Origin of the sequence: Sneathiella marina (genome assembly GCF_023746535.1) — a bacterium.
GTDB lineage: Bacteria > Pseudomonadota > Alphaproteobacteria > Sneathiellales > Sneathiellaceae > Sneathiella > Sneathiella marina.
The window spans coordinates 3,769,542-3,788,911 of record NZ_CP098747.1; the positions used below are offsets into that span (position 1 = coordinate 3,769,542).

20 protein-coding genes are annotated in these 19,370 nt (G+C 52.7%); 11 read left to right on the top strand and 9 right to left on the bottom strand.

The genetic code is table 11. The annotated features are described in order from the left end of the window. Nucleotides 1-127: 127 nt before the first annotated feature. The 4 genes from phbB to NBZ79_RS18200 all read right to left on the bottom strand — a co-directional run bounded on the left by phbB (nucleotide 128) and on the right by NBZ79_RS18200 (nucleotide 4,878). Nucleotides 128-850: an acetoacetyl-CoA reductase gene (gene phbB, locus NBZ79_RS18185; protein ID WP_251934075.1), complete on the bottom strand. Its 723-nt coding sequence runs from the start codon at nucleotides 848-850 to the stop codon at nucleotides 128-130. Between the two features lie 28 nt (nucleotides 851-878). Next, nucleotides 879-2,051: an acetyl-CoA C-acetyltransferase gene (locus tag NBZ79_RS18190; RefSeq protein WP_251934076.1), complete on the bottom strand. Its 1,173-nt coding sequence runs from the start codon at nucleotides 2,049-2,051 to the stop codon at nucleotides 879-881. A 151-nt stretch (nucleotides 2,052-2,202) separates the two neighbouring features. Next, nucleotides 2,203-3,447, bottom strand: a complete 1,245-nt coding sequence (locus NBZ79_RS18195) for an alpha/beta fold hydrolase (protein ID WP_251934077.1) — start codon at nucleotides 3,445-3,447, stop codon at nucleotides 2,203-2,205. Nucleotides 3,448-3,618: 171 nt separating this feature from the next. After that, nucleotides 3,619-4,878 carry an MFS transporter gene (locus tag NBZ79_RS18200; RefSeq protein ID WP_251934078.1) on the bottom strand — a complete coding sequence of 420 codons (1,260 nt, stop codon included), beginning with the start codon at nucleotides 4,876-4,878 and terminating at the stop codon, nucleotides 3,619-3,621. Nucleotides 4,879-4,946: 68 nt separating this feature from the next. Between NBZ79_RS18200 and NBZ79_RS18205 the strand changes: the two genes are divergently transcribed. From NBZ79_RS18205 to NBZ79_RS18215, 3 genes are all read left to right on the top strand, one after another. After that, nucleotides 4,947-5,756: an AraC family transcriptional regulator gene (locus tag NBZ79_RS18205; RefSeq protein ID WP_251934079.1), complete on the top strand. Its 810-nt coding sequence runs from the start codon at nucleotides 4,947-4,949 to the stop codon at nucleotides 5,754-5,756. A 207-nt stretch (nucleotides 5,757-5,963) separates the two neighbouring features. Next, entirely contained in the window at nucleotides 5,964-6,980 is a 1,017-nt protein-coding gene (locus tag NBZ79_RS18210; RefSeq protein ID WP_251934080.1) for a dienelactone hydrolase family protein, read from the top strand. 198 nt (nucleotides 6,981-7,178) lie between these two features. Continuing rightward, nucleotides 7,179-7,805 carry a trimeric intracellular cation channel family protein gene (locus NBZ79_RS18215; protein ID WP_251934081.1) on the top strand — a complete coding sequence of 209 codons (627 nt, stop codon included), beginning with the start codon at nucleotides 7,179-7,181 and terminating at the stop codon, nucleotides 7,803-7,805. A 131-nt stretch (nucleotides 7,806-7,936) separates the two neighbouring features. On the opposite strand, the gene NBZ79_RS18220 is transcribed toward NBZ79_RS18215, so the two are convergent. Further along, nucleotides 7,937-8,368: a MarR family winged helix-turn-helix transcriptional regulator gene (locus NBZ79_RS18220; RefSeq protein WP_251934082.1), complete on the bottom strand. Its 432-nt coding sequence runs from the start codon at nucleotides 8,366-8,368 to the stop codon at nucleotides 7,937-7,939. 170 nt (nucleotides 8,369-8,538) lie between these two features. On the opposite strand from NBZ79_RS18220, the gene NBZ79_RS18225 reads away from it, so the two are divergent. From NBZ79_RS18225 to NBZ79_RS18240, 4 genes are all read left to right on the top strand, one after another. Then, nucleotides 8,539-9,138: a YceI family protein gene (locus NBZ79_RS18225; RefSeq protein ID WP_251934083.1), complete on the top strand. Its 600-nt coding sequence runs from the start codon at nucleotides 8,539-8,541 to the stop codon at nucleotides 9,136-9,138. A gap of 122 nt (nucleotides 9,139-9,260) precedes the next feature. Further along, complete coding sequence (locus NBZ79_RS18230; protein ID WP_251934084.1) at nucleotides 9,261-10,484, top strand: cytochrome b/b6 domain-containing protein; 1,224 nt, start codon at nucleotides 9,261-9,263, stop codon at nucleotides 10,482-10,484. A gap of 203 nt (nucleotides 10,485-10,687) precedes the next feature. Beyond that, the gene (locus tag NBZ79_RS18235) at nucleotides 10,688-11,122 is read left to right on the top strand and encodes a universal stress protein (RefSeq protein WP_251934085.1); all 435 of its coding nucleotides are present in this window, start codon (nucleotides 10,688-10,690) and stop codon (nucleotides 11,120-11,122) included. A 55-nt stretch (nucleotides 11,123-11,177) separates the two neighbouring features. After that, the gene (locus NBZ79_RS18240; protein ID WP_251934086.1) at nucleotides 11,178-12,680 is read left to right on the top strand and encodes an alanine/glycine:cation symporter family protein; all 1,503 of its coding nucleotides are present in this window, start codon (nucleotides 11,178-11,180) and stop codon (nucleotides 12,678-12,680) included. Between the two features lie 106 nt (nucleotides 12,681-12,786). Here the strand turns inward: NBZ79_RS18240 and NBZ79_RS18245 are convergent, their stop codons facing one another. From NBZ79_RS18245 to NBZ79_RS18255, 3 genes are all read right to left on the bottom strand, one after another. Continuing rightward, nucleotides 12,787-13,920, bottom strand: coding sequence for an NAD(P)/FAD-dependent oxidoreductase (locus NBZ79_RS18245; RefSeq protein ID WP_251934087.1), 1,134 nt, complete (start codon nucleotides 13,918-13,920; stop codon nucleotides 12,787-12,789). Nucleotides 13,921-14,044: 124 nt separating this feature from the next. Further along, entirely contained in the window at nucleotides 14,045-15,184 is a 1,140-nt protein-coding gene (locus NBZ79_RS18250) for an aromatic ring-hydroxylating oxygenase subunit alpha (RefSeq protein ID WP_251934088.1), read from the bottom strand. Then, nucleotides 15,184-15,768 carry a TetR/AcrR family transcriptional regulator gene (locus NBZ79_RS18255; RefSeq protein WP_251934089.1) on the bottom strand — a complete coding sequence of 195 codons (585 nt, stop codon included), beginning with the start codon at nucleotides 15,766-15,768 and terminating at the stop codon, nucleotides 15,184-15,186. Before NBZ79_RS18255 ends, NBZ79_RS18250 begins: the two co-directional genes overlap by 1 nt. Before the next feature lie 86 nt (nucleotides 15,769-15,854). Between NBZ79_RS18255 and NBZ79_RS18260 the strand changes: the two genes are divergently transcribed. From NBZ79_RS18260 to NBZ79_RS18275, 4 genes are all read left to right on the top strand, one after another. Beyond that, the gene (locus tag NBZ79_RS18260) at nucleotides 15,855-16,754 is read left to right on the top strand and encodes a sterol desaturase family protein (protein ID WP_251934090.1); all 900 of its coding nucleotides are present in this window, start codon (nucleotides 15,855-15,857) and stop codon (nucleotides 16,752-16,754) included. Nucleotides 16,755-16,768: 14 nt separating this feature from the next. After that, on the top strand, nucleotides 16,769-17,254 hold the full coding sequence (locus NBZ79_RS18265; RefSeq protein WP_251934091.1) for a DUF2141 domain-containing protein: 486 nt from the start codon (nucleotides 16,769-16,771) through the stop codon (nucleotides 17,252-17,254). Nucleotides 17,255-17,551: 297 nt separating this feature from the next. After that, complete coding sequence (gene phaR / locus NBZ79_RS18270) at nucleotides 17,552-18,163, top strand: polyhydroxyalkanoate synthesis repressor PhaR (protein ID WP_251934092.1); 612 nt, start codon at nucleotides 17,552-17,554, stop codon at nucleotides 18,161-18,163. A 238-nt stretch (nucleotides 18,164-18,401) separates the two neighbouring features. After that, nucleotides 18,402-18,797, top strand: a complete 396-nt coding sequence (locus tag NBZ79_RS18275) for a hypothetical protein (protein WP_251934093.1) — start codon at nucleotides 18,402-18,404, stop codon at nucleotides 18,795-18,797. Nucleotides 18,798-18,832: 35 nt separating this feature from the next. Here NBZ79_RS18275 and msrA read toward each other — a convergent pair whose 3' ends face one another. Beyond that, the gene (gene msrA, locus NBZ79_RS18280; RefSeq protein ID WP_251934094.1) at nucleotides 18,833-19,315 is read right to left on the bottom strand and encodes a peptide-methionine (S)-S-oxide reductase MsrA; all 483 of its coding nucleotides are present in this window, start codon (nucleotides 19,313-19,315) and stop codon (nucleotides 18,833-18,835) included. Nucleotides 19,316-19,370 lie beyond the last annotated feature (55 nt).

The window sequence follows — 19,370 nt, forward strand, 5'->3', positions numbered from 1 at the left end:
ATTTCTGCGTGGATACGGAAATGCTCTTCTGCCTCAAAAAACGAAAAAAAGGCATGTGCCTGAACCACAGACATCATGCCTTTTAATTCTTTATCAGGTCAACCGGTCAGGTCAACCGCAGAAGCGGTCAATACATATGCTGACCGCCATTGATGGACAGGGTAGAACCGGTCACGAACCCGGCGTCATCCGCCGCCAGGAAACACACACCGCGGGCAATCTCGGACGCCTGGCCGAGACGGCCGACCGGAATACCGGCAACGATTTTCGCCAGAACATTTTCCGGAACTGCCGCCACCATGTCCGTGTCGATATAACCCGGCGCGATCGCATTGACCGTAATTCCCTGTGCCGCCCCTTCCTGCGCCATGGCTTTGGTGAAGCCATGGATACCGGATTTTGCTGCCGCATAATTGACCTGGCCATATTGACCGGCCTGGCCATTGATGGAGCCGATATTGACAATGCGGCCAAATTTATTGGCGCGCATGTCTTCGATGGTTGCCCGGCACATGTTGAAGCAGGAGCCGAGATTGGTGTCGATCACCTGCTGCCAGGCAGACTGATCCATCCGGTGCAGGGTCCCGTCCCGAGTGATGCCGGCGTTGTTGACAACAATATCCACCGGGCCGAGATCGGCTTTCACCTGCGCCACACCTGCAGCACAGGCGTCAAAATCCGAGACATCCCATTTATAGGCCTTGATACCCGTGCGGTTTGTAAATTCCTTGGCCCGCGCATCATTGCCGCCGTAATTGGCAGCAACCTTATAGCCTTTTTCATGCAACATTTCGGAAATTGCGGCACCGATGCCTCTTGTTCCACCGGTGACAATTGCTACTCTCGACATTTTCTACACCCCTTGAGTTTAAGTTAAGTTATCTTTCCACACACATGGCAATACCCATACCACCGCCGATGCACAGGGTTGCCAGTCCCTTATGCGCGTCGCGTTTTTCCATTTCGTGAAGCAGGGTTACCAGAACCCGTGCGCCAGACGCTCCGATCGGATGACCAATGGCAATGGCGCCGCCATTGACATTCACTTTATCCGTATCCCAGCCCAGATCCTTGTTCACGGCGCAAGCCTGCGCCGCAAAGGCCTCGTTGGCTTCGACAAGATCAAGATCACCAGCGGACCAGCCGGCTTTTTCCAGGGCAGCCCGGCTTGCCGGAATTGGTCCCGTTCCCATGATCGCGGGATCGACACCGCTTTGCGCCCAGGACACGATGCGGGCCATTGGCTTCAGACCCTTTGCCTCGGCTGCCTCGGCTGTCATCAGAACAACCGCCGCGGCGCCGTCATTAATGCCGGATGCATTTCCGGCGGTGACTGTGCCGCCGTCTTTCTGGAACGCTGCCCGCAACCCGCTAAGTGTTTCTACTGTTGTTGCGCCGCGAATATATTCATCCTGATCAACAACCGTTTCCCCTTTACGGGTTTTAATGGTGACGCTCGCAATTTCATTTGCAAATCGGCCCGCTGACTGTGCTTCCGACGCCTTGCGTTGTGAATTGGCGGCGAACGCATCCTGATCGTCCCGGGTAATCTGGTATTTCGCTGCGACATTTTCAGCCGTGTTGCCCATATGGTAGCCGTTGAAGGCATCCATCAACCCATCTTCTATCATGGTGTCGATGAATTTGAGCGGACCCATCTTCTGACCATCACGCAAATGTGCACAATGGGGGGCCCGGCTCATGCTTTCCTGACCACCGGCAACGACAATATCCGAATCGCCATTGAGGATAGCCTGATAGCCCAGGGCAACCGCACGCAGACCGGATCCGCACAGCTGATTGACACCCCAGGCGGGAACTTCAACCGGAACGCCGGCATTGATTGAGGCTTGCCGAGCCGGGTTCTGGCCTTCACCGGCGGCAAGAACCTGCCCCAGAATAACCTCGGAAACTTCGGAGGCCTGTGTGTTGGACCGGTTCAGGGATTCCTTGATAACCACTTCGCCAAGCTCATGTGCCGCCAGGGGAGCCAGGGCTCCGTTAAACGAACCGACGGGTGTGCGCACTGCACTCGTGATGACAACGTCCATTACTGAATTCTCCTATTTCTTTCGATTAACGTAATTATAATTCAAAAATTACCCCGAAAGAGAAATTAATCATCAAAAAAACTTCCCCTTACGAAATAACGTTAGTTTCTCGCAATCGCAACATTTATTTTGCAACTGCGGTAATAATACATTAGCAAGACAAAATCCAGTGACTTAAATCCTGCCATAATCCGGCCTTGGCCTGACGGCTGGTAATCATGCCGATATGGCCCGATGGCGGGGTGACAACCGTGGCGTTGGGTAGCATTTCCGCCAACCCCAGCGCCGAGGGTCGCGGCACGATCTTATCGGTTTTGGGGACGGCGATCAGCGCCGGCAAGGTAACCTCGGCCGGCGAGACAACCTGCCCGTCGATTTTCCACTGCCCCTGTTTGGGGGCATTGTCCCCATACCAGGACCTAAAACATTCCGCGGCCACGTTCCTGACCAAGGGTATACCATCGTTGAGCCAGTCCTCAAGCGCAACAAACTCTGTCGCCCGTTCCGATGTCATGTCCATTTTGGAAAACATGCTGAATTTGCGCAAACCCAGATTTGGATCAAGGCTGGTGAACAGGGTTTGCAGCAAATCCACCGGCAACTCGCCAAATCCATTGAGAACATTGGACCACAGATCCGTTTGCCCCAATAGAGTTTTGGCATGCTCGTCAAGATCCGCATGAAAATCCCACGGCGATGCCAGCGCGATAAAGCTTTTCAATTTCTCCTGCCGTTGTTCGGCCGCGGCAAGTGCCAGGGTCCCTCCCATGCAATACCCGGCGAGATGCAGGTCGCTTGCCGGGAACATCTCCCGCGCAACATCCAGCGCCGGACAAATACGGCGCAGGATATAATCGGCAAGGGTATAATCCCGTTCCTGCTCTCCTGGCGCATCCCAGTCTAGAAGCAGGGGACGCACTCCCTGCTCTGCCAGATGGGCGACCAGACTGCGCCCCGGCATCAGATCAAGAATATAGGCGCGGTTGACCAGAGACGGGACAAGCAGCACAGTCGGGGCCGCGTCATCGGCACTCGGATGGCAATCGAGCAATTTTGTTGTCCCCGATTGCCACAGAACCGGATGATCCGGGGTCACCCTTTGATAGGGATGCCTATGATACTGGCGTATTCCGTCAATCATCTCCTGCACCAGGGAGGAGCCCTGCCGGCCCAGATTTTCCAGATATTCCGCACCGCTGCCGGCCTGGCTCAACGGCCCCAAAGCCTCCGCACCGCCGGTCAGCAATTCGGGTGGCCAGGGCAGGCTCCCCTCCTTTGCCATTGGCAAGCCAGCCAGATGACGTGCAATACTCGTGGTCGCCAGCCCCAGATGCAATGCCAGCGGACGCGGTCCCATGCGGGGTGGCGGATCAGCTTTTTTTGTCTGTTCGTTCATGTGGCGCCCCTGTCGCAACCGGAAAAGGAAGAGGGCAAGGTCCGGCAGTCCCTATGCATTACCTTACCCCGACTATCCCTGTGTGGAGAAGCCCAATTTTCCAATCCACCCGTTAATCCACGGGTCATCAACGCCCCGCGCCGGACGGCCAGATCCCGTCAGGACCCGGGTTTAGCCAAAATCTGCTTTCGTTGGTGACGGGGTCCCTGAAGCGGGCGCAGCGGCGCGCCCGAAGACCGTGAAAATACCCAGTGTAACGGCACTCAAGGAGAAAACAGCGGCAAGGCCAAACATATACACCCACGAAATATTGGCGGCGGCGCCCGCCAGCAAGGACCCGAAAGCGCCGATCCCGTCCAGCAGTACGAAGGCCAAGCCAAGTGTTGCCCCTTCGCTGCGGTCAGAGTGATCGACCGCGCCTGCAAGAACCGCTGCGCGGATGGCAACCAAGGGGGTGATGGCAACGAACATGGCAAGGATCATAATCCAAAGGGACGGTTGGAAGACAAGCATGATACAGGCCAGCCCCGCGATCAGGTTGCCGCCGACCACAATATTTCTGCGCCCGATAACGTCCGAGGCTTTTCCGATCCCGGGCTGGGCCAGCGCACCAAAGATCAGCATTCCTGAAATCAACAGGCCGACAATCCAGGTTTCCAGTCCATGCCGGGCCGCCAGATAAAGCGGAATCATGCTGAAAAGCGCCATCAAGGACATATTGTAGAAGCAGATCATCGCCACCATGCGGAGGCCGTTGCCCTTGCGCCATATATTCAAAAGATGGATAAAATCATGCTTTCTCACCCGCTGTTTGGTAACCCGCGGGATCGTTCGGGCCACCCAGATAAAGCAAATTCCCATGATCACGGTGGGCACTGTCGAAAGCGCCAGCACCGTCCGCCAATCAACATAGGCCAGGAGCACGCCCGCAACAAGCGGGGCCAGGACTTCAGCCATTGACCCGCCCACGGCATGCATACCGAGCACATAGGCGCGGCGCTCCTTGTTCTCGCGCGTGAGGACGGCTGTTGCGATGGGATGCCACGCCGCATCGCCCATCCCGGCAAGGGCAAGCAGCAACGCAAGGCTCCAGAACCCGGATGCCGTAGACGCCAACAGATAACCCAGGCTGACCCACCAGAATGTTACGAGCAGCAACCGTCCGCGATTTGAAACGTGATCTGCGAGGATACCGGCGGGCAGATATGCAAGCGCGGCGCCGACGTTGCCAATGGTGAATAGAAGGCCAACCTCAACGGGAGAAAGCCCCATGGAGAGGCCGACTGCCGGCACGATCAACCAGAGCGCCGTGATCGGCCAGTCATTGGCGAAATGCCCGAGCATGAGCCAGATTGTCAAAGTACGGTTTTTCATGGCGTCAGCAAATTGTCCTTCAAAAATTCGGACAGCCTGCCCGGAATACTTGTGCATCCTATCGTAATTCTATATGTCTTACGATCGATGCTTGGACAAAATATATCGAGGAATCGTCAAAACACATGACCCATCCGCAGCACCATCCTCTGGGCAACGCCGAGACAACCCTCATACCCCGCTATCTGGGGGAGACGGTCAAACCCATATCCGGCGAAAGCTATGATTGGCACGCCCACGACTTCGGCCAGCTTATTTCAGCGGCGTCCGGATCCATGTATGTCGGTATACCGGGCCATGTCATGCTCCTCAGCCCGGCCATGACTGTGTGGATCCCGCCGCATGTGGCGCACTGGATGCGATATGGCGCCAACAACGAGATGCGGTATGTGGATGTGAACCAGGATGAGTCCCGGAAAATCGGCGCGAGATGCCGGATCATGGCAATGACGCCGCTAATGGGTGCCCTGATGTCCAGCACCAAGCCGGCCAGTAACTCGGGCCGGGCCAACGAGCATACGGGTGCGCTTCATGATCTCCTCCGCCATGAGCTTATTGCAGCGCAGGATGTACCGCTCTCCATCGCCATGCCGCAAGACAAGAGAATTCGCATGGTTGCCGAGGCAGCGCTTGATAATCCGGGCCTCATCACGTCCGTCGACGCCTGGCTTGCCCAGGCGCCGGCAAGCCGCAAGACCATCGAAAGATTATTCGTTGCGGAAACCGGCATGCCGCCGTCGAGATGGTTGCGATACGCGCGCGTTCTTCACGCCATTTCCAAGCTTGCCGCGGGAGAGAAAGTCAGCTCCGTCGCCTTCGATATGGGATATGGGTCCGCCAGCGCGTTCAGCTACATGTTTCGCTGCACCCTGGGATGCAGCCCCCGCGATTTTTGCCTGAAATCGTCGAAGGAATCCGGGACACAGTTAGCCTGATTGTCATTCGCGATGAGACGTATTTCCCGGAAACAAAGCCCCCATGCTACTCTTCGGGCGTCAATTGGTGTAAAACGGAATTCAGCGTTACAGCCAGTATCGGGCGATGCCAATTTGAACGACAATGCTACCCAGGCACATTGCTTCTAATTTCAATGCCGTTGAAATGTGACCCTGAGGGCAGCGGCCGACGGCTGATTGGATAATGTGGATGAACTTGCGGACAAGCGGAAAGGGCCTGGTATGGGGTATGTTTTCACCACCTTGGTCGGGAGAAGTTGCTGCGCGGCCTTGCTGATTGCCATGAACTGGACTGCAGCGCCTGAGGTCGCAGCGGAGGAAATCTCTTTTATGAGTGCCAGCCCCTACCAATTGGGGGACTTGCTCAAACAGCCGGACCCCAGTTACGATGTCGAAATCAAGGCCGATCTGGTTTTCCCCGAAAATATGTCGGAGCCCATGCCGGCTTTCATTTACATGCATGGCTCCAGTGGCCGGCTGTTGCGGCATCAGCGGTATCTTGAGCTGGCGCGCGAACGGGGTTTCGTGACATTGCAAATCGATAGTTTCGGGCCTCGCGGTGTTACCTCAACCATTGGCAACCAAACCAACGTTACAGCGGCGATGATGACCACGGATATCTTGAGATCGATTGACTATCTGAGCCAGCACCCAAATGTCGATCCGGACAGGATCGTTATCATGGGCAGCAGCAAAGGTGCCGTTGCGGCGCTCTATTCGGCTTGGACACCCGCTCGCAAGAAAGTGCTCGGCGACAGGGGGGAGGCAGACTATATTCTGCTCTATCCGCTTTGCGTCACAATTGAGGATGGCGATGTTACAAATAAATCCGTCCATGTCTTTATTGGCAAAGAGGATAACTGGACACCGGCCGCGCCCTGTATCGCCGAGGTGCGTCGAATGAAATCACTCGGCAAGGACTGGGCTATCACGCTTTATGAAGGAGCCTATCATGGCTTCGATGCATCGATCAGTGGCACAACTAACTTGCCCCATGCCTATAGTATGGCCGATTGCAATGTCGCCTTGCGCGCAGATGGGTATGAATATGAAACCGGTTCGGGATACCTGTTGACGCGACCTGAAAGGCGCTTGGCCTTTAAATCATGTGCCAAGAAAGGATCCGTCAAGATGGGCGGGACCCACGCGCTTGATGCCTTTATGCGGGATGTGGGAGAATTCCTGGATAAAGCTGTTGAGTAAATATTAAGATGGCGGCGCGGCGTTGCCTGTCTTTCGCGGCTCAGGCCAGGACGCCCGCCTCAATCAATAGAGCGCGCAGGCGTTCGGGGTTATCCGGTCTCTACGGCCGCACACCGCCGGACGTATATTTAACTCACTTTTCGATTGTCCTGCCTCCGGCAATAAGCCAATCTGGTTCCCTGTTGAAGGAGATATGGCATGCCGTCCTTTATTGATTTTCTCGATGTTCTGGGTGTCGCGGTGTTTGCGGTATCGGGGGCGCTGGTGGCGTCGCGCAAGGAGATGGACCTGGTGAGTTTCGGGCTGCTGGCCAGCCTGACAGGCATTGGTGGCGGCACCCTGCGCGACCTGTTACTCGACCAGCCGGTCTTTTGGATTGAACAGCCCTATTATCTGGTGACCTGTCTGATAGTGGCCATCCTGGTCTATTTTACGGCGCATGTTTTCCAGCGGCGCTTTATCATCCTGCTTTGGGCCGATGCCATCGGGGTGGCGGCTTTCAGTGTGATGGGGGCCGAAGTCGCCCTGCGCAGTGGTGCCAATGAACTGGTGGCAATTGTGATGGGCATGATGACGGCAACATTTGGCGGCCTGGCCCGCGATGTGGTTTGCGCAGAGCCGGTTTTGATAATGCGTAAAGAACTTTACGCCACCTGTGCCATGGCCGGGGCAACTGTCTATGTGGGCGTGGCGGCACTTGAGGCATCGTTCATCATTTCGGCCCTTGCCGGGTTCACCGTGGCCTTTGCCCTTCGGGCTGGAGGTATTCATTGGGGCTGGACGCTGCCACCGTATAAAACCAGGCCGGGGCGGGACTACGAATAGGATAACTGTCCCCTGTTGGCGGTCCGCCTTGCTGTGAAAGCGTCAAATCTGCCTGGCCGTTCAACGCTGGCATCGAGGGAGGCGTCTGGGAAGGACCGTATCTGACCTTCGGCGGAGCCGGGTCCGGGGCTTTACTTAATCAGGGAAATTAAGGCGGATGCAAGGGTCCCCGGATTATGCTGCGCTGAGAGCTGACCAATTTCTTGATGTATGAGGGGCCCGTAAATCTTCCACATTTGTTGGCGAACGCGCAGGCCCTTTTGGGTTATCTTCAACACCTTGCCGCGACCATCACTCTCAAAGGCGAATTCCTCGACAACCCCTTCACCCACCATGCGGCGGAGCAGGCGGGACAGGTTCGACTGCTCAAAGATCAAAATTCTTTCAAGTTCAAAGGGACGCACACCCAATTCCTGGGCCCGCTCAAGTTCCCACAGAACATCATACCAGCGTAAATTTGGTAAACCCTCCTGTTTAAGGGCTGTATCAATGACCCGGTAAATAGCCTTTTGAGAGAGGTTCAGAGCGACCCATAATCTTGTTTCTTCTTTGGTTGGATACATGTTTCACTTTTCCGTGATGGCTTGCAGGGAAATGGTCTTGTATATTGTATATAGATGCATTTTCATCTATATACCGTTTCACGCGTTAATCAATCAATTTACAGCGCCCTTCGGGCGACCAAATACAGTCTAACGAATTCAATAACCCGAACAGGAAGAGGAAATTTCCGATGAAGTATTCAAAAATATCCAGGCTTGCCGCGTTATCACTTTTTCTAGTCTTGCCAAGCATATCGGCTTTTGCAGCGGAAACATACTATACTGATCAGGGACATACCGAGGTTATATTTTCCTGGAACCATGCCGGTGTTTCAATTCAAAGCGGGGAGTTTACCACGGCGAGTGGAAAACTGGTTCTTGATCCTGACGATGTTGGGAAATCAATGATCGATGTAACAATTGATGCAAATAGCCTTTCTACCGGTTTTGGCCCTTTGGATACGGATCTGAAAAGCAAGAATTTTCTAGATGTTGAAAGCTTCCCTCAGATCACCTTTAAAAGTACCAAAGTTACCAAAACCGGAGAGAATACGGCGGACGTAACCGGCGATTTGACAATTCATGGCGTTACCAAGCCAGTGACCTTGAAAACAACAATGACCCACCGCGGGGACCATCCGGTTGCGGCGGTGATTGATTATTACAAAGGCAAATGGGTCGCCTTTGCCGCAACCACGGAGATTGACCATCAGGCTTTTGGTGTCGGCCCCTTCTCAACCGGGCCCATAGAAATTTCAATCGTTACTGAAATGAAAGACCGCGAAAACTAGAGGGGAATCAGGGGTACGGTTACGCCAATTTCGACGAGGCGTGCTCTCCCATGGCGCCGATAACAGGACGCCATGGGGCCTCTGCCTTAAAGCCTGAACATTTTGGTTGATTGGACCTAAGCATGCTTATCAACACCCGAGAACGCTATGGCCTGATTGCGCAACTCTTCCATTGGCTGACCGCTTGCCTCATTCTAATCTTGATCCCGCTTGGCCTTTTCATGGTTCAACTGCCGATCAATACCACAGAGGAAGTCGGCGATAAATTCTGGTTCTATTCCCTGCACAAGACCCTTGGCATGACGCTCTTTGCTGTGGCGGCTTTGCGGATACTCTGGGCGGTGTTTCAGCCACATCCCGTCCTTCTCAATAGCGAGAACAAACTCGAAAACCTGGCTGCACAGACAATACATTGGACACTTTACGGCGCGATTATCCTGATGCCGCTGACCGGCTGGATGCATCACTCCGCCCTGGAGGGATTTGCGCCAATTTGGGGACCTTTTCCGCAAGATCTGCCCTTTATACCCAAAAACCTTCTTCTGGCATCTGTCTTTGGTACAGCACATGTATTTACCGCCATCTTGCTCGGCATATCCATATTTCTCCATGTCGGAGGGGCGTTAAAACACACGCTCATTGATCGCGACAGCACCCTGGCCCGGATGGTTCCGGGCAGGGTACCCACACTCCCAGACGATCTGCCGAAACCGCCCTTTCAATGGCGTCCGCTTTTCCTGTCGGGAATTTTATTTGCGTTTCTTGGTACAGCAGTTGCGATAAATACGGTTGTCGAGGGGTCTGGAAACCAGTCCTCTCAGGTCATTCCTGAAAATGCCCGCAACTCGGAATATGGCTGGAGGGTCGATCATGACAAAAGTACGCTGGCCATTGAAGTTGTTCAATCGGGTGCGCAGGTGAGCGGCAGTTTCGCCAACTGGAAGGCGAAAATCAATTTCGATGCAGAGAATCTCGGCGCATCATATGCGATCATTGATATAGATGTCTCGAGCCTCACGCTGGGCGGCATAAGCCAGCAGGCCCTGTCGTCAAATTTTCTCAATGCCGCGGCGTTCCCGCTCTCGAATTTTACATCGGATAATTTTATCGAGACCGAAACGGGCACTTACGTGGCGCAAGGTCAACTGACCTTGGTCGGTCAAACCAAACCTCTTTCACTTCCCTTTAGTCTGAAGATCGAAAATAATCGGGCATTTGTTGACGGCAAAGCTGTCATCCAGCGCCTGGAATTTGATATTGGTAAAAAGGGATATCCAGATGGCCAGCAGATTGGTCTCGAGGTTCTGGTCAACGTTAAAATCGAAGCCGAAAAGATCTCCAGATAGGACCCCGAAGACCCGTCTTTTAAACCGGCGAATATTTTATGTGATGAAATCTGTTTTGGCAGTAGAAGCCCTGAATTTTCGCTGTTGGCAGGAATTTCTTGCTAAATAAATAAAATTAGTGAAAGCTAATTTTGCTTGTGGGAGGCGTCACGAAGGTTTGACAAATTTCCACAGCGGCAGTTGCAAAGCAGGAAAGGAAACTCATGTCGAATTCTGTATTAGTGGCAATTGATGGCAGCGAGGGAGGAAACAGAGCCCTCCAATTCGCTAGTGACCGGGCAAAGCTCGGAGGGGCTAAACTCATCGTTATCTACGTGATCGAATGGTCTCCCTACACCTTCAACACGCCCGAGGAAAACGCGGAACGCCACACACGACGCGAGCAGGAAATAGAGCGTGCGACAACCGGTGTGGTCGAGCCCGCTGCGGCGCTGCTGAAGGCAAGCGGCATTGAATATGAAACCGTTGTAAGACACGGTGCCCCGGCTGAAACGCTGATCAATATCGCTGAAAAATATGACGTACAGCAGATCGTTATTGGACGGAGAGGGCAATCTGGAATCAAAACCTTGCTTTTCGGCAGTGTGGCCGGAAATCTTGTTCAAACGTCGCCGGTACCGGTCGTCGTCGTCCCTTAAGAAGGTCAGGTAAATTACGTCGTGCCACAACAAAAAACGATATTGAGGATATGATATGATTAGACTTTTTGTAACGCTCACAACTTTCTTTCTCTATATCCTACCCGCAAATGCCGGATTTGATGAAACGATCAACGAGCTTACGGCCCCGGTCGCCTCCTTTGTCGGCAGTGTGGTCTTCTTTAAAATTTCGGTTTTGGGGGCGCAACTCCCCCTTGTTGTGCTTTGGTTGGTGGTCGGCGCGGTCTTTTTCACACTCTATCTGGGGTTTGTGAATATCAGCGGTTTTAAACATGCGATCCAGCTGGTGCGAGGGGACTATGCTGACCCGGACAGTCCCGGTGAAGTGTCCCATTTCCAGGCATTGGCAACGGCTGTCTCGGGGACAGTGGGTATCGGCAATATTGGCGGTGTTGCCGTTGCGGTTACAATTGGCGGTGCCGGCGCGACTTTCTGGCTGATTGTGGCTGGATTTCTGGGAATGTCGACGAAGTTTGTCGAATGTACCCTGGGCGTGAAATATCGCACGGATAATCCGGATGGATCCGTCTCAGGCGGCCCGATGTACTATATGCGAAAAGGTTTCGAAGAAAGAGGCATGACTGGCTTTGGCAAGTTTGTAGGCACTTTCTACGCCATTGGTATCTTTATAGGGGCCTTGGGCATTGGCAACATGTTCCAGTCAAATCAGGCTTATGTTCAGCTGAATACTGTGGCGGGAGGTGCGCTGGATGGTTTGGGCTGGCTCATCGGCCTGATTTTGGCAGCCGTTGTCTTTGCGGTCATCGTCGGCGGCATCAAATCCATCGCCCGCGTGACGGAAAAGATTGTGCCCTTTATGGCAATCTTCTACTGCCTGTTTGCGATTATTGTCATTTTAATGAACTACGCGTCCATACCTGAAGCAATTGCCAACATCTTTACGGGCGCCTTTACCGGCGAAGGTGTCACGGGCGGGGCTATCGGTGCGCTGATCATCGGCTTCCAAAGAGCCGTGTTCTCCAATGAAGCGGGGATTGGGTCAGCCTCCATCGCTCACTCCGCAGTACGAACGCCTGAACCCGTCACCGAAGGATATGTATCCTTGCTTGAGCCCTTTATCGATACAATCGTCATCTGTACCATTACGGCTCTGGTCATTGGCACCAGCCAGGTTGCCGATCCGAGTTTTGCGGGAGAGGCCACCGGGGTTGCCATGACATCAGCAGCCTTTGAGCGCCAGATCAGCTGGTTCCCGTTACCGCTGGCTTTTGGTGCGTTACTCTTTGCGTTCTCAACGATGATTTCATGGTCCTATTATGGGCTCAAGGGTTGGACTTATTTGTTTGGCGAAGCCCAAATGGGGCAAACCATATACAAACTTATATTCTGTGCGTTTGTCGCCATTGGCTGCATGGTGCAACTGGGGCCAATCCTGGATATCTCCGATGCTTTGGTCTTTCTGATCTGCGTGCCAAATATCCTCGCCTTGTACTTTCTGGCGCCAATCGTACGGCGAGAGATGTTAAGTTACAGAGCGAGATTGAAAACTGGTGAAATCAAGCGGTACAAGCACTAAGGGGTCCCACGCAAGCGAGACAGGGGGCGAGAAGCGGCTGTGCGACGGGGAGGGGGAGTGATCATAGGTGACGGCCAGTTACCTGCCTCCAGGATAATCCGGCCTGTCAGACAAACCTCTTCGGAGAAAGTTCGGTTGTCGACACGCCCCTGGTTTTCAGGTCCTCGGGCAAATCTCCGCCAGACGCCAGCGCTGCAGAAACCCGACCCATGGAGGGGGCGGTCTGAATTCCATAGCCCCCCTGTCCGGCCAGCCAGAAAAACCCTTGCACTTGCGGATCAAAACCAACGACCGGTGTTTTGTCAGCAACAAAAGATCGCAACCCGGCCCAGCTTCGGATAACGCGCTTGATCTCAAGAGTTGTCGCCTGCTGTAAACGATCAATAGCGATGGCAATATCCAGCTCTTCGGGCTGTACGTCACAGGGTTCCATCGGTGTTTCATCGGCAGGTGATCCCATCAGACCACCACTTTCAGGCCGAGCATAGAATTCTTCATCAATATCGATAAAAGCAGGCCAGTGACTAAACCTCATGTCCTCTGGGCCATCAAAAATAATGCCTGTCCGGCGCTTGGGTTGCAGACCAATGCGCTTTGCGCCAGCCAGGTCCGCCAGCTTATCACACCAGGCTCCTGCCGCATTAACCACAACCGCGGCCGTATAGACCTCGCCCCCCGCCCTGACCTTCCAGTCGCCCTCTGCCTTGGTCAGGGAGGTAACAGCTGCATCAGAAACCAGTTTGGCTCCTTTGGCGCGTGCCCCGCGCAAAAATCCCTGATGGAGGGCATTCACATCCATATCCTGCGATCCGTTATCCAGTATGCCACCCGCGACATAGTCAGGTCTGATGACCGGCACCAGTTCACAGACCTCTGCCGCACAGAGACGGCTGACGGTAACCTGCCTTGGGGAGATGTCGTCATACAGTTTATCCAGGGCGCCGATCTGGTTTTCCCGGCCAATAAACAGGGCCCCTCGTGGCGTCAGCAAAGGCGTTTCGCTAAAGTTATCCGGCGGATTATCCAGGAAAGGCTGGCCACCAACCGATAATGCCCTGATCTGGGCGTTGCCATAGGAAGGGGCAAACAAAGCAGCCGACCGTCCCGTTGTGTGATATCCGGGCTGGTCTTCCATTTCCAATATCAGCACACTCCCCATGGCTGATAAAAAATAGGCACAGGAGGCTCCCGCCATTCCGGCGCCAACAATGACAAAATCAAATTTTTGGGATTGCGGCATAAATATATTACCAGTTTCCTGAGGCTCTCCGTGTAATGTACGCTTTTGTAAAAACCTGTCAAACCATAGGATTTTCTAGACTGCTTCTGACCCGGACCGGACATTCACCGTTCAGCGAGACGCTCTATGTGTTCGACAACAAAGTCTCCTGAAACCATTCGATCGGGTCTTCTGCGCCAGCCCCTTTAGCCAGGGGACCATGCTCGTACGCACTAGATTCCAATCCACGTTGAAGTTTTTCGCATATCCAGACATCCTCAGTTTGAAAGTCACCGCATTCTAACGGATGTTTCGTCCAGTTTTCTGAAGAAATAATTCCTGTGTCTCTGTTGAAGCCTTGAATATACTTACGCTCGTCTTTCCACTGCCATGGGCCGATCCAATTGCGTACTGTCATGCGACATCGGCCTGGCGCTGTTGGGTGCAGCTTTGAAATAGACAGTCCATACGGTGTCGGAACAATTAGAGTTGACGGGAAAAGGTAATACACGCTGCCATATCCCGGCGTTTTAGCGCTTTCAATTATCCCGGAAGTCCCGGCTTCGTTGCGCATTTTCATCGGCAAGCGATGGCGCGCGCCGTCCTCTGTTGCATACCAAATGAGATGATCTCCAGCGCGCTCCCAGATGTTGTGCTCTGGCAATGGGCCTGCAAGAGTATTTTTATGAAGATAGGCGAGGTGATAGCCATCCAGTGCATTCTCGACGAATATTTTCCAGTCGCATTTAAGGTCATAAATGAGGGGAGCAGCTTCTTTTACGTCAGATGCAAACAGATTATGGGGCCATTCCTTACCCAACAACGGCTTGATCCATTTGTCGAAGTCTGCGTCCGGATTCGGATTAATAAATATAAGATCTTTATGGATGCCGATGGCAGCGGGCTTCAACCCCATGGCATTCTGGTCAATATCCGGAAAGCAAATTGATCTTTTTGGCAGTCCACGCAATGCGCCATCAAGGCCATAAGTCCATCGATGGTACGGGCAGACAATAGCGCCGCTTACATTGCCTTTCTCTTCATCCAGCAATTCAGTACCTCTATGGCGGCATAAATTGTGAAAGGCCTTGAGCTGGTCATCTTTTCCCGCAATTACCATTATCGAAGAGGTGCCGGATCGCACCGTTTGGTAATCACCACTCTTCCCGAAATCGCCAGAAACGCCTATAAATGTCCAGGCATTGTCAAATATCGTTTTACGCTCATGCTCGAACCATTCCTGCGTGACGTAGGATTCTCTTGGTAATCTGGAGTATCTGGGCATCAATTTGCCTCTAATGTATCTAGGAGCAGGAGTGCGGCTCGCTTTGAGTCCTTTGCCAGAACCGTTACATTGCCGAGCGGGTAAAGGGCTTCGACATTGAAGTAGATCCCCGTCACTCCGAGGGCGACTGCTGATACTTTCTCTACGTTCGCTTCCGGATATTCTTCGGTGATTACCTGGTTTATGGCCGCGACGAAGGTGTGCATCCATTCCCGCATCTTCCGGGCAAGCGTCTTGTTTGTCGACGCCGCTGCGATCAATGCGTTGGCAACAAGAACCAACTGTGCGTCAGAAGAACTTGGATCAAACAACCAATCGCACAAAGTGCGAGTGCGGTTATGCTCTGGAAGCGCAGAAACCATGTCTTCGGTGACATGGCGACTGTTTTCGAGAAACTGCTCCAGCAGAGCATCAAGCAAATCTATGCGATTGCCGACATTGTGCCGAATGAGTGCACGGGCCAGTCCGGCTTGTTTTGCCGTCTTCTCTAAAGTTGCTCCTTCAACGCCATATCTGGCAACACAAGTAGCAAACGCATCGAGTATCTGTTTTTGGCGTTCGTCTTTGACAGTAGGTCGGGCCATGGTATCTTCTTAATTGTTTATCAATCTTGACAATCTATATAGCAACTGCCATTTAATTATCAATAGTGATAATGAAAGTGAATGTGATGGAAGTGCTTTTGTCACCAATTAGCGAAGCCTACATGGAATGGCTGGAGGTCTTCATTGACGACTGGTTCTTTGTTTTCGCGTTGGTATTTCTCGCCTTCGAGTTTCTCCGTTATGCGATTTACCGGAAACTCAATTGGACCCTGATAGGTGATGCGGTCACGAATTACATCACGCTCGCTTTCTTTATTGGACTGACGTTCTTGTTGCTGGGGACATTCTACCTCGGTACGTATTACTTCGCATTTCAGCTTGCGGTCTTCGACATTGAGATCAATTGGGTGACAGTGCTGATCTGCGTTGTGCTAGCGGATTTGACTTACTACTGGGAGCATCGATTTATGCATCGGGTGAATTTTGCCTGGGCGACCCATACAGTCCATCACTCCTCACCTTTCTTCAATATTTCAGTCGCTTACCGCTTTGGCCCGATGGATTCCCTCTGGCCCCTTTTCTTCCACCTGCCACTGGTGGTTCTCGGCTTCAATCCGATTGTCGTGTTGTTTGCAGAGATGGTGGTACAGGTCTATCAGACTATATTACACACTGAAGTTATCCGAAAATTGCCGCGGCCCTTTGAGGCGATTGTAAACACGCCTTCTCATCACAGGGTACATCACGGCTCAAACCGCAAATATCTCGATAAAAATTATGCGGGCATTTTCATAATTTGGGACCGGATGTTCGGGACCTTCGCTGAGGAGAAGGAAGAGGTTGTCTATGGGTTGGTGACGCCGATTAACTCCATTAATCCATTGGTTGCCTTTTTTCATGGTTTCTATCGATTGGGCAAAGACGTATGGGAAATGAGCGGATTCAAAAACAAGCTTGGCGTAGTATTTGGCCCTCCGGGCTGGAAGCCTGGAGCGGCAAAATCTAAGAGCGTTCCAGCGGAATAGGCGGGGAGAGCAGGATGCCAACCAATAAGCAAAGAATTATAGGCGCCATTGCAACAATAGCAATTACGATTGGCGGGGCCTGGATGGCCAGTCAGATTCCATCGTCTGCAGCTGGCACGACAGCGGCACCTAAAGGAGTATCGAACGCCGGACTGAACATTCAGATCAATAATGTCCGCAACACCAAGGGGAAAATTGTTGTGATAGTGTTCGATAATAAGGCCGCCTATCAGAGCTTTGATGTTGAAGCGGCAGTTGGGTATCTCGAAACCGATCCGAAAATTGGTGAGCAGGCATCCTTTCCTGATCTAACTCAAGGCCCCTACGTCGTTTTCCTTTTCCATGATGAAAATGGCAACCGTGACCTCGACATAATTGATGACACGCCGACAGAAGGATTTGCGACATCCGGCGCAACCGATCCATATGACCCCCCTTCATTCGAAAAGGCATCGGTTTATCCCGGCACTAATTCCCTCCGGATGATTTATCCCAAGTGAGAATTGAAGATTATCGGATCAGCAATTTCAGCTTCTGGCACAAAGCAGACTTGGCCAGTGGTCTCTTTCGATAGGCCCGAAATTCCGCTATCGGGATAAAATAGCCGTTTTCCTGCTGGCATTCCATCCGCCGGACATATCCCCGCTCCGCGAACTCTTGGCGGATGCGTTTTCCGGTATAAAAAGTAATACAATTTGTGATATGAAGGATTGCAGCGCACAATATCCTTGCGCAGCGCAGCAATTTCGGGTGAGACTATATCTGCACTACTGCTGTCATTTGAGACTGGAGGGACCGTGGCTGAGACTAAATCAGGAGACAAAGACCCCATCGTTATAAAAAAATACGCCAACCGGCGGCTTTATAATACGGCGACATCCTCATATGTGACCCTCGACCATTTGAGCAAAATGGTGAAGGAAGGAACGGAATTCGAGGTTTTTGACGCCAAATCCAATGAAAACATCACCCGCTCCGTGCTCACGCAAATCATCTTCGAGGAGGAGGCCAAGGGCCAGAACCTGCTGCCGATCGATTTCCTGCGCAAGCTGATCGGCTTTTATGGAGACAAATTACAGACGGTCGTGCCCGATTATCTCAATATGTCCATGACCTCCTTTTCCGAAAACCAGGAAAAGATGCGCGAGGTCCTGCCCGACAATCTGGTCGATAACCCCATGTTCAAGCAGTTTGAGGAAATGGGCCGGCAAAATATGGATATCTTCAATCAAACCATGAAGATGTTCAATCCCGCCCTTTATGGCGCCGCCTCCCCGCCGTCCAAAGAGGCGGATGCCCCCGCCGCGACCCCGGATAATGAAGATGAAACCACCGAAATGATGCGCGAATTAAAGGAACAATTGTCGACCATGCAGAAACGCATTGACGATATGAGCAAGAAAAAATAGAAACGAAAAATTAACCATAACACACTTCCTGCTTGCAATTTCCGATGTTTTATGCTACATTTACCTCTAATGTTATTTAAAAATTAATTTTTTGTTAGTTATATACACAGGTAATTACGGACGTTTCCTTCTATTTTCGGGCCATTTTCAGACAATTCAGGCCGATGATGGAATGAACTCAGCTTTTACGATTTATAAGTGATGCTGCGCCTTCGGGACGGTCCGGGGATAGAGATTTATGGAAGTATCAGGTTCAAATTCGAATGTGACGCGGTTACCGGATCAGGCGAGGCGGATGACGCCGGCTATTGAGGCGGTAACAGGCAAAGAAACCCATAAACGGACGCAGCCCGGAGGGCTGGACGTCTTTGATGAAACGCACTCAATCCTGGAGGCCGAAGTTGTCAATGACGACAGCGCCCGCCCGAACCGACGTTTTGCCGATACCGTTCAGGATACGCATTTCAACGCCTCAACCCTGTTTATGACACAGCAACTGGCACAGGATCTCAACAATGCTGCCCCGGATTCTTGGGAATCAGGGCATAGACGAGCGGTCAGCGCCTATCTGGAAACAGATAAACTGACAATGACCATTTTTGGGCCGCAGGAAATCCGGATGCGCCTCGCCTGAGAACAGACAATAACAGGACTGCTTTCAGCGAACCCCTAAATATGGCACGTCGCGAGACCTCTTTTTTCTAAGTATTGTTGATGATATTCCTCGGCTGGGTAGAAATCCAGTGCCGGTGAGATCTCTGTCACGATTGGACGCCGGAAAAAACCGCGCGTCCCTTGCGCCGCCTTTGAGGCTTCGGCGGCTTGCGCTTGCGCGTCATCCACATAGAAGATGGCCGAGCGATATTGTGTGCCCACATCCGGGCCCTGACGGTTCAGGGTGGTCGGATCGTGGCTTTGCCAGAAGACATCGAGCAGATCCTCATAACTGACGACGGCCGGGTCAAAGGTGACCTGGACGACTTCTGCATGGTTGGTTTGCCCGGTGCAGACATCCTGATAGGTGGGATTAAGCGTCTTGCCGCCCTGATACCCGACAACGGTGGTTTTTACGCCCGCTGTCTGGCGAAAGGCGGCTTCGACGCCCCAGAAACATCCGGCGGCAAAATAGGCTGTGTTGGCGGAACCGGTCATGCTGTGTCCTTTCAGGATCAAATATGGTTTCTGTATAGTTGGCGTTGCAGCCCTT